Annotated in this window: 13 protein-coding genes; 8 read left to right on the top strand and 5 right to left on the bottom strand. The window is 64.6% G+C overall.

Going from position 1 to position 13,644, the window contains the following annotated elements:
• Positions 1 to 20: 20 nt before the first annotated feature.
• The 5 genes from CFK21_RS00935 to glyQ form a co-directional block, all read right to left on the bottom strand.
• Positions 21 to 770 carry a lysophospholipid acyltransferase family protein gene (locus tag CFK21_RS00935; RefSeq protein ID WP_096363835.1) on the bottom strand — a complete coding sequence of 250 codons (750 nt, stop codon included), beginning with the start codon at positions 768 to 770 and terminating at the stop codon, positions 21 to 23.
• A 1-nt stretch (position 771) separates the two neighbouring features.
• Positions 772 to 1,290, bottom strand: coding sequence for a D-glycero-alpha-D-manno-heptose-1,7-bisphosphate 7-phosphatase (locus CFK21_RS00930; RefSeq protein WP_096363833.1), 519 nt, complete (start codon positions 1,288 to 1,290; stop codon positions 772 to 774).
• 8 nt (positions 1,291 to 1,298) lie between these two features.
• Positions 1,299 to 1,634 (bottom strand): MazG nucleotide pyrophosphohydrolase domain-containing protein, encoded by a 336-nt coding sequence (locus CFK21_RS00925; protein WP_096363831.1) that lies wholly within the window; start codon positions 1,632 to 1,634, stop codon positions 1,299 to 1,301.
• Between the two features lie 175 nt (positions 1,635 to 1,809).
• Positions 1,810 to 3,882, bottom strand: a complete 2,073-nt coding sequence (gene glyS / locus CFK21_RS00920) for a glycine--tRNA ligase subunit beta (RefSeq protein WP_096363829.1) — start codon at positions 3,880 to 3,882, stop codon at positions 1,810 to 1,812.
• Complete coding sequence (gene glyQ, locus CFK21_RS00915; RefSeq protein ID WP_096367430.1) at positions 3,879 to 4,811, bottom strand: glycine--tRNA ligase subunit alpha; 933 nt, start codon at positions 4,809 to 4,811, stop codon at positions 3,879 to 3,881. The genes glyS and glyQ overlap by 4 nt, the downstream gene beginning before the upstream one ends.
• Before the next feature lie 248 nt (positions 4,812 to 5,059).
• Between glyQ and CFK21_RS00910 the strand changes: the two genes are divergently transcribed.
• The 8 genes from CFK21_RS00910 to ntrC all read left to right on the top strand — a co-directional run bounded on the left by CFK21_RS00910 (position 5,060) and on the right by ntrC (position 13,597).
• The gene (locus tag CFK21_RS00910; RefSeq protein ID WP_096363827.1) at positions 5,060 to 5,632 is read left to right on the top strand and encodes a hypothetical protein; all 573 of its coding nucleotides are present in this window, start codon (positions 5,060 to 5,062) and stop codon (positions 5,630 to 5,632) included.
• 224 nt (positions 5,633 to 5,856) lie between these two features.
• On the top strand, positions 5,857 to 6,894 hold the full coding sequence (locus CFK21_RS00905; protein ID WP_096363825.1) for a tRNA (5-methylaminomethyl-2-thiouridylate)-methyltransferase: 1,038 nt from the start codon (positions 5,857 to 5,859) through the stop codon (positions 6,892 to 6,894).
• A complete protein-coding gene (locus CFK21_RS00900; RefSeq protein WP_096363823.1) occupies positions 6,891 to 7,124 on the top strand; it encodes a sulfurtransferase TusA family protein in 234 nt (77 codons plus the stop codon). Before CFK21_RS00905 ends, CFK21_RS00900 begins: the two co-directional genes overlap by 4 nt.
• A 211-nt stretch (positions 7,125 to 7,335) precedes the next feature.
• Positions 7,336 to 8,508: a cation diffusion facilitator family transporter gene (locus tag CFK21_RS00895; RefSeq protein ID WP_096363821.1), complete on the top strand. Its 1,173-nt coding sequence runs from the start codon at positions 7,336 to 7,338 to the stop codon at positions 8,506 to 8,508.
• Positions 8,509 to 8,736: 228 nt separating this feature from the next.
• Positions 8,737 to 10,146, top strand: coding sequence for a glutamate--ammonia ligase (glnA, locus tag CFK21_RS00890; RefSeq protein WP_096363819.1), 1,410 nt, complete (start codon positions 8,737 to 8,739; stop codon positions 10,144 to 10,146).
• Between the two features lie 189 nt (positions 10,147 to 10,335).
• Entirely contained in the window at positions 10,336 to 10,872 is a 537-nt protein-coding gene (locus tag CFK21_RS00885) for a DUF4124 domain-containing protein (protein ID WP_096363817.1), read from the top strand.
• Between the two features lie 221 nt (positions 10,873 to 11,093).
• Positions 11,094 to 12,167 carry a nitrogen regulation protein NR(II) gene (glnL, locus tag CFK21_RS00880; protein WP_096363815.1) on the top strand — a complete coding sequence of 358 codons (1,074 nt, stop codon included), beginning with the start codon at positions 11,094 to 11,096 and terminating at the stop codon, positions 12,165 to 12,167.
• On the top strand, positions 12,164 to 13,597 hold the full coding sequence (gene ntrC / locus CFK21_RS00875) for a nitrogen regulation protein NR(I) (protein WP_096363813.1): 1,434 nt from the start codon (positions 12,164 to 12,166) through the stop codon (positions 13,595 to 13,597). The genes glnL and ntrC overlap by 4 nt, the downstream gene beginning before the upstream one ends.
• The last annotated feature ends 47 nt before the right edge of the window (positions 13,598 to 13,644 follow it).

The following is a 13,644-nucleotide window of genomic DNA, read 5'->3' as shown; positions in this document are numbered from 1 at the left end:
GAAGATCGCGAATTTTGCGATCAATCATTAGTACCGCTGAGCGTGCTGATCCGATCCACGGTCGACTCGATCCAGGCCTCGGCCTCGGCCAGGATCTCGGCCGCTGCCCTGCCGTCTGTGGCAATGGGTGGTCCCACCACCATCCGGATTTCTCCCGGGTACTTGATGAAGCTGTGCCGCGGCCAGAACTCACCGGCATTGTGCGCCACCGGTACCACCGTTGCACCGCTGCGCTCGGCCAGCACTGCGCCACCGATACGGTACTTACCCTTCTTACCCGGTGCTGTGCGCGTGCCTTCCGGGAACACGATCACCCAGCGGCCGTCAGCCAGGCGCCGGGTGCCCTGTTCGACCAGCTGTTCCACGGCCCGGCGGCCGGCACCGCGATCGATGGCGATGGGTTCGATCAGGGCCAACGCCCAGCCGAACAGCGGGATGCGCAGCAACTCGCGCTTGAGCACCCAGACCTGGGGCGGGAACACCCGCTGCAGGGCGAGCGTCTCCCAGGTCGACTGGTGCTTGGAGAAGACGATCGATGCCTGCGCGGGGATGTGCTCACGGCCTTCCACCCGGTAGTGCAGGCCGCAGCTGATGCGGAGCCACCACAGATTCAGCCGCGCCCATTGAGTGGCGACGGTATAGCGGAGCCTGAAGGGAAAGGGGAAGGTCAGCAGGGTGAGCGGAGCCAGCACCAGGGTGGAGGTGAACATTACCAGCCAGAAGATCAGGGAACGCAGGTAGAGCAGGGGTGAGGGTAAGCGTGGCGGCATCTCAGTCGGCGTTGTCGGTTTCGTCTAACAAGTATTGGACGGCAGAATCGAGGCTGCTGAAACAGGGCTCCGCGGCGTCGGTGTTTCCGGTCCCCAGTAGCAGACAGCGCAGACCTGCGGTGCGTCCGGCTTCCAGCGCTGGCCCCTGGTCAAGAGTGATGTAAGGCACGAGTTCCAGGCGCAGTTGCTGGCGCAGTGCGATGTCGAGCAGCAGCCCCGGCCGGGGTGGACGGCAGGGGCAGTTCGTATCCGGTCCGTGAGGACAGAACAGAATCGCATCAATCTGGCCACCGGCGTTGCTTGCGGCCTGGGACAGGCGGTTGTGCAGCCGGGTCAGCCGATCCAGCGCCGTGGCGGGGTCGCCGTCCCTGACGGGTGTCCCTGTGACCAGTACCCGCCGGTCGGCGCGGCTGAGGCGGGCAATGGCCTCCAGGCTGCCGGGGCGCGGATTCCACTGATCGGGCGCGGCGTCACGGCTGGTGTCACGAATGACGTCAAGGTCGACGATGACGGGCTGCATGCGGCTGCTCAGGTGTCACGGAACTCGGAGACGCGGATGCGGCCGTTCACCATGCGGGCATCGCGCTGCATGATTTTGTCCATCTTGTCCCAGAAGGCCTGTTTGAGATCGAAGTCCTCGGCAATCGCCGTGCCCATGATCAGGATCAGCAGGTCGGCGCACTCCTCGGCGAGCTTGCCTGTGTCCTTGCCCTTGGTCACGCAGGCGGCGATCTCGCCCAGTTCCTCGGCCATCAGGGCGATGCGGTAGGTCATGTCCTCGCCGCCGGTGTTCTTGAAGTCGTGCTTGTCATGAAAGGCCTGCACCGCGGCCAGCATGTCAGCGTAGGAATCCGGGTTGCTCATGGGACCTCCCGTGTAGGATGTGTGGAGCAAAGCGCAACCCATCGTTGAGCAGTTCATTCGATGGGTTACAGCGCATGGCGCTTCCACCCATCCTACACCACTGCACGAGCAGCAAAATATTCTGGTTTCTTAGCGCCTTTGCGCCTCTGCGTTGAGGTTTTGTTCTCAGTCTAGCCTACTGCAGCCGAGACAGGTCCGCCGCGCCCAGGAACAGTGCCTGCAGCCCCTGCAGCAGGGCCAGGCGGTTGTCGCGCAGGGCCGGGTCTTCGGCCATCACCATGACCTGATCGAAGAAGCTGTCGACCGGCTCGCGCAGGGCGGCCAGCAGGCACAGGGCCTCGGTGTATTGGCCGCCCTCGAACAGTGGCTCAACCTTCGGGCGCAGCTGCTCGACGGCCGAGTGCAGTGCCTGCTCGGCCGGTTCTTTCAGCAGCCCGGCATCGACCTGATCCGGCACCGTGGACTCAGCCTTGCGCAGGATGTTGCCGATACGCTTGTTGGCCGCGGCCAGGCTCTCGGCCTCGGGCAGCCGGGCGAATTCGCGCACCGCCTCGATGCGGCGATGGAAATCGAGCGGCCGGGTCGGGGTCTGTGCCCGCACCGCTTCGAAGATATGGATATCCAGGCCTGTTTCACTGTAGTAGGCGCGCAGCCGGTCGAGCATGAACTCGAATACCTCGGCGGTCACATGGCCGGCCTTGATCTCCGGTGCGAAACCGCCGGCACTTTCATCCAGCAGTGAGTGCAGGTCCAGGTCAAGTTCGCATTCGATCAGGATGCGCACGATGCCGAGTGCGGCCCGGCGCAGGGCGAAGGGATCCTTGTCGCCGGTGGGCGCCTGGCCGATGGCGAAAATGCCGACCAGGGTGTCCAGCCGGTCGGCGATGGCCAGTGCCTGGCCGATGGCGCTCTGCGGCAGCCGGTCGCCGGCAAAGCGCGGCATGTATTGCTCGTCCAGGGCCTGCGCGACTTCAGCGGACTCACCATCGTGCAGCGCATAGTAGCGGCCCATCACGCCCTGCAGTTCCGGAAACTCGAAGACCATCTGGGTGAGCAGGTCGCACTTGGCCAGCAGCGCGGCGCGTTCGGCCTGATCCGGATCGGCCTCGATGGCGGCGGCGATGGTGCGGCCCAGCCGTGCCACCCGCTGCGATTTGTCCAGCAGGGTACCGAGCTTATTCTGGAACACCATGCTGGCCAGTCGTTCCTGGCGGCTTGCCAGCGGCTGTCTGCGGTCCTGCGTCCAGAAGAAGGCGGCGTCGGTCAGGCGCGGGCGGATCACGCGTTCGTTGCCGGCGCGGACCTGATCCGGGTCGCGGCTCTCCAGGTTGGCGACGGTGACGAAATGCGGCAGCAGGCTGCCGTTGCCATCCACCACGGGAAAGTACTTCTGGTGATCCTGCATGGAGGAGATCAGCGCCTCGGCCGGGACCTCCAGGAACTCGGGATCGAAACCGCCGCTGATGGCCACCGGCCATTCCACCAGGGCAGTGACCTCGTCCAGCAGCTCGTCGTCGATCAGGGCCTCGCCCTGGAGCCGGCGCGCGGCCTCGATCACCTGGCCGCGGATGGCCTCGCGGCGGACGTCCATGTCGGCCAGCACATGGCCCTCGGTCTCGAGCAGCGGCATATAGGCGGCCGGCTCGGCGAGATACAGCGGTTCCGGGTGATGAAAGCGGTGGCCGTAGGTCTCGCGTCCGGTGGGCGTACCCAGAATCGTTGCATCGACCACCTCGTCGCCGAACAGCAGCACCACCCAGTGTACAGGCCGGACGAATTCATCGTCGCCATCGCCCCAGCGCATGCGTTTGGGGATGGGGAGCTGGCTCAGTGCCTGGGCGACGATATCGGGGATCAGATCGGCGGCGGGTCTGCCGGGCTCGAACTGCCGGTAGGCCAGCCAGGCGCCCTTGTCGGTCTCGAGGGTTTCGAGCTGCTCGACCGTCACGCCGCAGGAGCGGGCAAAGCCCTCGGCCGCCTTGGTGGGGCAGCCCTCGTCGTCGAAGGCCGCGGTGACGGCCGGGCCGCGCTTGAGCTGTTCACGGTCCTGCTGAGCGGTCTGCAGACCCTTCACCCAGACCGCCAGCCGGCGCGGGGCGGCATAGGCCACAGTGGCGGCATACTGCAGTTCGGCCTTGTCCAGCCCGGTCGTGATGCCCTGTTCGAAGGCATCACGCAGCCGGCGCAGGGCCTTCGGCGGGAGTTCCTCGGAGCCGATCTCGATCAGCAGGTCGCGGGTCTGGCTCATCCCTGGACCTCCTGCTTGAGCATCGGGAAGCCCAGTGCCTCGCGGCTGGCATAGTAGGCCTCGGCCACGGCCCGGGCCAGGGCGCGCACGCGCAGGATATAGCGCTGGCGCTCGGTGACCGAGATCGCGCTGCGGGCATCCAGCAGATTGAAGGTGTGCGAGGCCTTCAGTGCCTGCTCGTAGGCCGGCAGCGGCAGCCCGGCCTCGATCAGCTTCCGGCTCTCGCGCTCGCAGCTGTCGAACCAGGCGAACAGGGATTCAGTGTCGGCGTGCTCGAAGTTGTAGGTCGATTGCTCGACCTCGTTCTGGTGAAACACGTCGCGGTAGGTCACGGTGCCGGCCGGGGTGCGGGTCCAGACCAGGTCGAACACGCTCTCCACCCCCTGCAGGTACATGGCGATGCGCTCCAGGCCGTAGGTGATCTCGCCGGTGACCGGCTTGCAGTCCAGGCCGCCGACCTGCTGGAAATAGGTGAACTGGGTGACCTCCATGCCGTTGAGCCAGACCTCCCAGCCCAGGCCCCAGGCGCCCAGGGTGGGCGATTCCCAGTTGTCCTCGACGAAGCGGATGTCGTGCACCAGCGGATCCAGCCCCAGGTGCCTGAGCGATCCCAGGTACAGGTCCTGGATTTCCAGCGGCGAAGGCTTGAGCACCACCTGGAACTGATAATAGTGCTGCAGCCGGTTGGGGTTGTCGCCGTAGCGCCCGTCGGTGGGGCGGCGCGAGGGCTGCACATAGGCCGCGTGCCAGGGCTCGGGGCCGATGGAGCGCAGGAAGGTGGCCGGGTGGAAGGTGCCGGCGCCGACCTCCATGTCCAGCGGTTGCAGGATCACGCAGCCCTGCTCCGCCCAGTAGCTTTGCAGGGCCAGGATCAGGCCCTGGAAGGTGCCGACATCGAAACCGGACTGGGACGCAGTGGAGCTGGCCATCGCAAACATCTTGAAATTGCTGAAGGTAAAGGCCGGCAAGTATAGCCCGCCCGGGGCCGGGGGTGAAAGAGAAAATCCGGCACGGATCCGCGCCGACGGGGAGTTTCTGCCGGAATCGGGAATTGGGTATATTGAGTGTCAGGTGCCGCCGGGCAGGCCGTTCAGACCGAACCTGGCCCGGAATCTGCTAGTCAATAAACTGTAAAGGCCCCTGCGGCCCGGACCGATATATTGATTGGGAGGTGCCCATGAAGCTGGTCCTTCACCCCACGTCCACGGCGCAGTGGCAGGCGCTGGTCAACGAGGCCGAACAGGCCTGCGCGACCCACCTCGACCAGGAGTTGCAGAGCTACCTGGTGTTCCTGCTGATGCGGTTCACCTCGCGGCCGGAGCTGGCCGCCCGGGTGATCGCGCTCGATTTTCTCCACGGCATGTCATCCCGCGGCCGGCTGCAGGAGGAACAGCTGCGCGACGTGGGGGATCAGTGCCTGCTGTATTCCGGTTTCTATCCCGAACAGGCCCGCCGCCGGCTGGTGAACCATACCTATTTCGTCGACCTGGGCCGCAGCGCCTACGGCACCCTGGCCGAGCGCCTGCGCCATGCCACGGCCGAGGTCTATGCCCAGCTGGCCGAGGCCTTCGTGCACCTGCGCGATGTGCTGCAGACCATGCGCGAACTCGACCGCGAAGCTGTACTCGACCCCCTGCACAATGCCGAACTGTGGCAGCAGACCGGCAGCCGGCGGGCCTTCGCGCAGTATCGGCGCCAGACCGGCGTCATCCCGATCCCGCTGGACGAGGACACGGAAAAACCCCACTGAGCTGATGGCGGTAGCGTCAGGTATGACAGCTCGTCTCCGGCCCGGGCGGCGATAACGCAGAGCACGCAAAGGCACAGAGACGCAGGGTTTTCTTATTTTTTCATTCCTCTGAGCCTCTGCGCCTTTGCGTCCTCTGCATTGTTATCACCCAGGATTGGCCATTAACCCGCAGCTGCGGGTAAAATAGCCGGTCCGGCAAATTACCGATCCGCAATCGAAATCCCATGTCACAACGCAAGGCCGTCGCACTCATCTCCGGAGGGCTGGATTCACTCCTTGCCGCCCGCGTCATCATGGAGCAGGGCGTTCATGTGGAGGGGATCAATTTCTTCACCGGCTTCTGCGTGGAGGGGCACACCCACGCCATCCGCAATCAGGACCAGGCCAAACCGAAACGCAACAATGCGCTGTGGGTGGCCGAGCAGCTCGGCATCAAGCTGCACATCGTCGACATCATCGAGGAGTACAAGGATGTCGTCATCAATCCGAAACACGGCTACGGCGCCAATCTCAACCCCTGCCTGGACTGCAAGGTGTTCATGGTCGGCAAGGCGCGCGAGTGGATCGAGGCGCACGGGTTCGATTTCATCATCACCGGCGAAGTGATCGGCCAGCGGCCCAAGTCGCAGCGCGCCGATACCATGCCGGTGGTGGCGCATGAGTCAGGCGCCGAGGATCTGCTGCTGCGTCCGCTGTGCGCGAAGAACCTCCCCGAGACCCTGCCGGAGCGCGAGGGCTGGGTCGAGCGCGAGCGCTTGTATGATTTCAGCGGCCGCTCACGCAAGCCGCAGATGGCGCTGGCACAGCAGTTCGGCTTCGAGGACTATGCGCAGCCGGCCGGCGGCTGCTGCTTTCTCACCGACAGGCAGTATTCGACCAAGCTGGCCGATCTGTGGCAGGCGCGCGGCGAGCGTCGCTATGAACTCGATGACATCATGCTGCTCAAGGTCGGCCGGCATATCCGTCCGCGGTCCAATTTCAAGCTGATCATCGGTCGCGACGAGGGCGAGAACAACTTTCTCGAGGGTTACCGCAAGCAGTTCACCCATCTGCGCAGCACCAGTCACAAGGGCCCGCTGGTGCTGCTCGACGGCGAAGTCGACGATGCCGACCTGGAACTGGCCGCGCGCCTGCTGGGCCGCTTCAGTCAGGGGCGTGACGCGGCCGAGGTCGAGGTCGAGATCAACCGCAATGGCGAGAGCAGCACCCGCCGGGTCAGACCGCTGCCGCCGGACGAGATCCGTCAGGACTGGTACCTGTGAGCGAACATACGCTCGACGCCCGCAACATTCTCTGCCCACTGCCGGTGATCCGCACCCAGGATGCGATCGCCGAGCTCGACCCCGGCGATGTGCTGCACGTCAGCTGCACCGACCCCGGCGCGATCAACGACATCCCCACCTGGTGCCGCATCAACGGCCACGAGGTGGTCGGCATCGAGCAGGACGGCCGCGACATACGCATCAGCGTGAGGGTGGGTTCGACTGAGTGACTGGGCGGCTGCAACGCAGAAGTCGCAAAGACGCAGAGGCGCAAAGCGATTTATATGTAAATGACATTGCTTCCCTCGCCATGACGCGGCTGAAGAGTGCCCTTCCTTAATACATGTTCCTTTGCGTCTCTGCGTCTCTGCGTCCTTTGCGTTATCATCGCCGCACATAAGGTCAACCGGACACGGGCGCAATAAACGAGAGCACAACCCCATGCACGCCCATAGCCACAGCCATGTCCCCGCCACAGCGGGGAATACCGAGCGCTACCGCGAGATCCGCAAGGTCACGCTGATCGGTTCGGTGGTGGACTTCGCCCTGGGCGTGGCCAAGATCGTCGTCGGGCTGATCGCGCACTCACAGGCGCTGATCGCCGACGGCATCCATTCGCTGTCGGATCTGCTCACCGATTTCCTGGTCATCTTCGCCGCCAAGCATGCCCATCGCGAGGCCGATGCCTCTCACCCCTACGGCCACGGCCGCATCGAGACCCTGATGACGGTGGCGCTGGGCGTGACGCTGATCCTGGTGGCCGGCGGTATCGTCTGGGATGCCGGGCGGAGGCTGTTCCACCCCGACCTGCTGCTGCAGCCCGGCATGGGGGCCATGATCGTCGCCCTGCTCTCGGTGCTGTCCAAGGAGGCGATCTATCATTACACCATGCGGCTGGCGCGGCGGATCAAGTCCAATATGCTGCGCGCCAACGCCTGGCACAGCCGTTCGGATGCCATTTCCTCCATCGTGGTGATGGTGGGCATCGGCGGCACCATGGCCGGCCTGCCCTATCTCGATGCCATCGCTGCCGTGCTGGTGGGCCTGATGGTGGCGAAGATCGGCTGGGACCTGAGTTGGAGCAGCATGCGCGAGTTGATCGACACCGCCCTGGAGGAAGACGAGGTGCAGCAGATCCGTGACACCATCCGCGACGTCGGCGGTGTGCGCGAGTTGCACATGCTGCGCACCCGGCGCAGCGGCAGCGATGCCCTGGTCGATGTGCATGTCCAGGTCGATCCCAGGCTCAGCGTCTCCGAGGGCCACCAGATCGGCGAGCGGGTGCGCCAGACCCTGCTCAGGGACGTCGACGTGGTGGCGGATGTGACGGTGCACGTGGATCCGGAGGACGATTCCCGCGCCTCGCCCTGTGATCACCTGCCGCTGCGCAGCGAACTCCTCGGCCAGTTGCACAGAAACTGGGCCGGGCTCCCGGAAATGGAGCAGGTGCAGGAGATCAACCTGCACTACCTCAATGGCGAGGTGCACATCGACGTGGTACTGCCGCTGGAACTGGATCAGGGCCGCGATGCCGCCCGGGCCCTGGCCGAGCAGCTCAAACAACGTGCGACAACCGTGACCGATATCGGCCGGGTGCGGGTCCTGTTCGCCTGAGATGCACTATACTGGTGCGGGAGTGGCTTTTTGCGCATTGATATGGTGCAGATTGGCAGGTTTGCATCCGAAGGGATGTTGCAGGCTATTGTAATTCAAGGATTATTATCCGTGGCATGCTTCATGCACCAAAGTGAGCACCTGATTCCAGGCGTTTGCGCCCCGGTCCCGGAAACCGGGCGCAGGGGCGGACGCCGCAGATAAACTCGTACCGTGGAGACAAGCGTTATGACAGCAGCGAAGGTTCAGAAACTGATCAAGGACAACGAGGTCCGCTGGGTGGACATGCGGTTTACCGACACCCGGGGCAAGGAGCAGCACGTCACCATCCCGTCCAGCGAGGTCGATGCCGGCTTCTTCAAGGAAGGCAAGATGTTCGACGGCTCCAGTATCTCCGGCTGGAAGGGCATCAACGAATCCGACATGATCCTGATGCCGGATGCTACCACCGCGCTGCTGGATCCCTTCAGCGACGAGCCCCAGGTCAACATCCGCTGCGACATCCTCGAGCCCACCACCATGCAGGGCTACGAGCGCGATCCGCGCTCCATCGCCCGACGCGCCGAGGAATACCTGAAATCCACCGGCATCGCCGACAGCGCCCTGTTCGGCCCCGAACCCGAATTCTTCGTGCTGGACGACGTGCGTTGGGGCGCCAACATCGGCGGCGCCTTCTACAAGGTCGACTCCGAGGAAGGCAGCTGGAACACCGAGCGCGTGTTCGAGGACGGCAACATGGGGCACCGCCCGAGCGTGAAGGGCGGCTACTTCCCGGTGCCGCCGGTCGACTCCCTGCATGACCTGCGCGGCGCCATGTGCCAGGCCATGGAGGAGATGGGTCTGGAAGTCGAGGTGCATCACCATGAAGTGGCGACCGCCGGCCAGTGCGAGATCGGCGTCGGCGCCAACACCCTGGTGAAAAAGGCCGACGAGGTGCAGATCCTCAAGTACTGCGTGCACAACGTCGCCCACGCCTATGGCAAGACCGCCACCTTCATGCCCAAGCCGCTGGTCGGCGACAACGGCAGCGGCATGCATGTGCACATGTCCCTGGCCAAGGCCGGCAAGAACATCTTCTCCGGCAAGAAGTACGGCGGCCTGTCGGACCAGGCGCTGTACTACATCGGCGGTGTCATCAAGCATGCGCGCGCGCTCAACGCCTTCACCAACGCCTCCACCAACTCCTACAAGCGTCTGGTGCCGGGCTTCGAGGCACCGGTGATGCTGGCCTATTCGGCCCGCAACCGCTCGGCCTCGATCCGCATCCCGTTCGTCTCCAACCCCAAGGGCCGTCGCATCGAGGTGCGCTTCCCCGACGCCACCGCCAACCCCTATCTGGCCTTCACCGCCCTGATGATGGCCGGCCTGGACGGCATCCAGAACAAGATCCATCCCGGTGATGCCATGGACAAGGATCTGTACGATCTCCCGCCGGAGGAGGAAAAGCAGATCCCGCAGGTCTGCCACGCCTTTGACCAGGCACTGGAGGCCCTGGACCAGGACCGCAAGTTCCTCAAGGCCGGCGGCGTGTTCACCGACGACGTGATCGATGCCTACATCAAACTGAAGATGGAGGAGGTCACGCGCCTGCGCATGACCACCCATCCGGTCGAGTTCGACATGTACTACAGCGTCTGAGCGGTTTCCGCCCCCGGCTGTACAGACGCCCCCGCAAGGGGGCGTTTTTGTTTGGGTAGGATGGGTGGAGCGAAGCGCAACCCATCGCAGATGGGCCAGTGATGGGTTTCGGCGCGTAGCGCCTTCACCCATCCTACCCGTATCGGCGAAAGACTTGCCGTGCCGGACGGGCTGGATTATGTTGGCAGCATGAAGCACTGGATCCTGATACTTGCGCTGCTGGGCACAGCCGCCCAGGCCGGAACCGTCTACCGTTGGGTGGACGAGGACGGCAGGGTGCATTACAGCGACAGCCCCCGGCCCGGGGCCGAGGCGGTCGAGCTGCGCCAGCCCAATGTCTACGAGGCGCCGAAGAACCTGCCGAAGATCCAGTCCGGTTCCCGGACTCCCGAGGCCGGACCGGCCGGGTATGACAGCCTGGCGATCACCTATCCGGAACCGGACACCGCCTTCTGGGATAACCAGGGCAACTTCAGTCTGCGGCTCAGCCTGGAGCCGGAACTGAACACGAGCGCCGGACACCGCATCCGGATCAGCCTCGACGGCAAGGTCCAGGGCACCACCCGGAACCTGCAATGGCAGTTCACCGGGGTGGACCGCGGTACCCACAGCGTCGTGGCCGAGGTGGTCGACGGGGATGGAAATACCCTCATCAGCAGCGACCCCGTCAGCTTCCACCTGCACCAGCAATCCATCAATCTCCCTGCCCGCAAGGCCAATCCCTGATCCGGTGCCGGGCGCCCTGCCACAATATGCACTATAATGGTGCATTGAGGCCCGTTACCGGGGCGCGCTGACCACACGGCCTGTTGCAAGGGGTTTTCGTCCCGCAACGAAGTGAATCCCTACCCTCTGTTTTTAAAGGTGTTTCATGCGCGCGCCCCGAAATCGGGCAGGGTCGCCGGCGTGTCGACAGCATGGCCGGATTCTTGCACAGGCCTTGTTACATGAATGTGCAGCTAACGCCGATGACGCGCGAAAAGTCGATCCTGGACAACATCACCACGGCAATCCTGATGGTCGATGCCGGGATGCGGGTCGAATACATGAATCCGGCCGCCGAGATGCTGCTGGCCCAGAGCGCCAGCCATGCCACCGGCCAGCGCCTGCCGGAATTGCTGCCCGCGGCCGACGCCCTGCTCGACCGGGTCCGCAGCGCCCTGGACGAGAACCGCACCTACACCGAACGCGAGGTGGCGCTGAGGCTGCACCAGGGTGGGGAGGTAACGGTGGACTGCACCCTGTCGCCGCGCCAGGACAGCGGCCCGCCGTCCCATGTGCTGATCGAACTGATCCAGGTCGACCGCCATCTGCGCATCAGCCGCGAGGAAAATCTGCTGGAACAGAGCCAGGCCATGCGTCAGCTGGTCCGCGGCCTGGCCCATGAGATCAAGAATCCGCTGGGCGGTCTGCGCGGGGCGGCCCAGCTGCTCGAGCGCGAACTGGATTCCGACGAACTGAAGGAATACACCCGCATCATCATCGGCGAGGCCGACCGGCTGCGCACCCTGGTCAACCGCATGCTGGGGCCGAACAATGTGCCGCAGAAGCGCATGAGCAACATCCATCAGGTGCTGGAGCATGTGCGCAGCCTGGTGGTTGCCGAGAGCCATCGCGAAGTCGAGGTCGAACGCGACTACGATCCAAGCATTCCGGATTTCGAGTTCGATCCGGAAATGCTCATCCAGGCAATTCTCAACATCATGCGCAACGCCGCGCGTGCCATGGGCGGACAGGGGACGATCCTGCTGCGGACGCGGACCCTGCGCCAGTTCACCATCGGCCATAAACGCCACCGCCTGGTGCTGCGGTTGGACGTGGAGGACAACGGGCCCGGCATTCCGTCGGAACTGATGGAGACCGTCTTCTACCCCCTGGTGACCGGTCAGGCCGAGGGTACCGGGCTGGGGCTGTCGATCTCGCAGTCCCTGATCAACCTGCACGGCGGCCTGATCGAATGTGAGAGCGTGCCGGGCAGAACAGTCTTTACCCTATTACTACCGCTGGAGCCTGTGGAATGACTGAACAGGAAAGCATCTGGGTGATCGACGACGATCGCTCCATCCGCTGGGTGCTGGAGAAGGCACTCAAGCAGGCCGGAATGGATGTATCGAGTTTTGCCAGCGCCACCGGCGTACTGGATGCGTTGGAACAGGGGCACCCGGATGCGCTGGTCAGCGATATCCGCATGCCCGGCATCGATGGCCTGGACCTGTTGAACCAGGTACGCGCGCGGTATCCCGATCTGCCGGTCATCATCATGACCGCCCACTCCGATCTGGACAGCGCCGTATCCGCCTACGAGGGCGGTGCCTTCGAATACCTGCCCAAACCCTTCGATGTGGACGAGGCCGTGGCCCTGGTACGGCGTGCCGTCGAGCACCGCTGCAAACAGCTGCGTGAGGAAGCGCCGCGCACGGAAAGCCTGGAGACCCCGGAGATCGTCGGTGAGGCGCCGGCCATGCAGGAGGTCTTCCGCGCCATCGGCCGCTTGTCCCGTTCCAACATTACTGTTCTGATCAACGGCGAGTCCGGAACCGGCAAGGAACTGGTGGCGCATGCCCTGCACCGGCACAGCCCGCGCAGCGAGGCGCCATTCATCGCGCTCAACATGGCGGCGATCCCGCGTGACCTGCTGGAATCCGAACTGTTCGGGCACGAGCGCGGCGCCTTCACCGGCGCCCAGAACCGCCGCACCGGGCGGTTCGAGCAGGCCGACGGCGGCACCCTGTTCCTGGACGAGATCGGCGACATGCCGGCGGAACTGCAGACCCGCCTGCTGCGGGTGCTGGCCGATGGCGAGTTCTACCGCGTAGGCGGCCACACCCCCATCCAGGTGGACGTGCGCATCATTGCCGCGACCCACCAGAACCTGGAGCAGCTGGTGCGCGAAGGGCGCTTCCGCGAAGACCTGTTCCACCGCCTCAACGTGATCCGTATCCATATCCCCCCGGTGCGCGAGCGACGCGAGGACATACCGCTGCTGCTGCGTTTCTTCCTCGACCGCGCCGCCCGGGAGCTGAACGTCGAGCCCAAGCAGGTCCGGACCGAAGTGGTGGAATTCCTGCAGCGCCAGGAATGGCCGGGGAACGTGCGCCAGATCGAGAACCTGTGCCGCTGGCTGACGGTGATGGCCTCAAGCCAGGAAGTACACATGGACGATCTGCCGCCGGAACTGCTGGCCGAGGCCCCCGGCATGGTTGACGAAGGCACGGACTGGGAACGCGCCCTGCAGCAATGGGCCGAGCGTGAGCTCGGGCGCGGCGAAAGCAGCCTGCTCGACCGTGCCACGCCTGCCTTCGAGCGCATCATGATCGAGGCCGCACTGCGCCAGACCCAAGGCCGGCGTCAGGACGCTGCCCGCCTGCTCGGCTGGGGGCGCAATACGCTGACGCGCAAGATCAAGGAACTGGAACTGGATGAGATGAAGGGGCAGACGGTGGGGCATTGACCATGGCGTGTCATCGCCACGGGTGAACACGCTTAATGCGTGAGGCA

Origin of the sequence: Thiohalobacter thiocyanaticus, from assembly GCF_002356355.1 — a bacterium.
GTDB classification, from domain to species: domain Bacteria; phylum Pseudomonadota; class Gammaproteobacteria; order Thiohalobacterales; family Thiohalobacteraceae; genus Thiohalobacter; species Thiohalobacter thiocyanaticus_A.
Note: the sequence above shows the minus strand (reverse complement) of the source record. Positions and strands in the feature narration are given on the sequence as shown.

What these genes read in the sequence shown, in the direction of transcription:
- CFK21_RS00935 (WP_096363835.1), bottom strand. Translation starts at nt 770, where the DNA reads ATGCCGCCACGCTTACCCTCACCCCTGCTCTACCTGCGTTCCCTGATC.
- CFK21_RS00930 (WP_096363833.1), bottom strand. Translation starts at nt 1,290, where the DNA reads ATGCAGCCCGTCATCGTCGACCTTGACGTCATTCGTGACACCAGCCGT.
- CFK21_RS00925 (WP_096363831.1), bottom strand. Translation starts at nt 1,634, where the DNA reads ATGAGCAACCCGGATTCCTACGCTGACATGCTGGCCGCGGTGCAGGCC.
- glyS (WP_096363829.1), bottom strand. Translation starts at nt 3,882, where the DNA reads ATGAGCCAGACCCGCGACCTGCTGATCGAGATCGGCTCCGAGGAACTC.
- glyQ (WP_096367430.1), bottom strand. Translation starts at nt 4,811, where the DNA reads ATGGCCAGCTCCACTGCGTCCCAGTCCGGTTTCGATGTCGGCACCTTC.
- CFK21_RS00910 (WP_096363827.1), top strand. Translation starts at nt 5,060, where the DNA reads ATGAAGCTGGTCCTTCACCCCACGTCCACGGCGCAGTGGCAGGCGCTG.
- CFK21_RS00905 (WP_096363825.1), top strand. Translation starts at nt 5,857, where the DNA reads ATGTCACAACGCAAGGCCGTCGCACTCATCTCCGGAGGGCTGGATTCA.
- CFK21_RS00895 (WP_096363821.1), top strand. Translation starts at nt 7,336, where the DNA reads ATGCACGCCCATAGCCACAGCCATGTCCCCGCCACAGCGGGGAATACC.
- glnA (WP_096363819.1), top strand. Translation starts at nt 8,737, where the DNA reads ATGACAGCAGCGAAGGTTCAGAAACTGATCAAGGACAACGAGGTCCGC.
- CFK21_RS00885 (WP_096363817.1), top strand. Translation starts at nt 10,336, where the DNA reads ATGAAGCACTGGATCCTGATACTTGCGCTGCTGGGCACAGCCGCCCAG.
- glnL (WP_096363815.1), top strand. Translation starts at nt 11,094, where the DNA reads ATGAATGTGCAGCTAACGCCGATGACGCGCGAAAAGTCGATCCTGGAC.
- ntrC (WP_096363813.1), top strand. Translation starts at nt 12,164, where the DNA reads ATGACTGAACAGGAAAGCATCTGGGTGATCGACGACGATCGCTCCATC.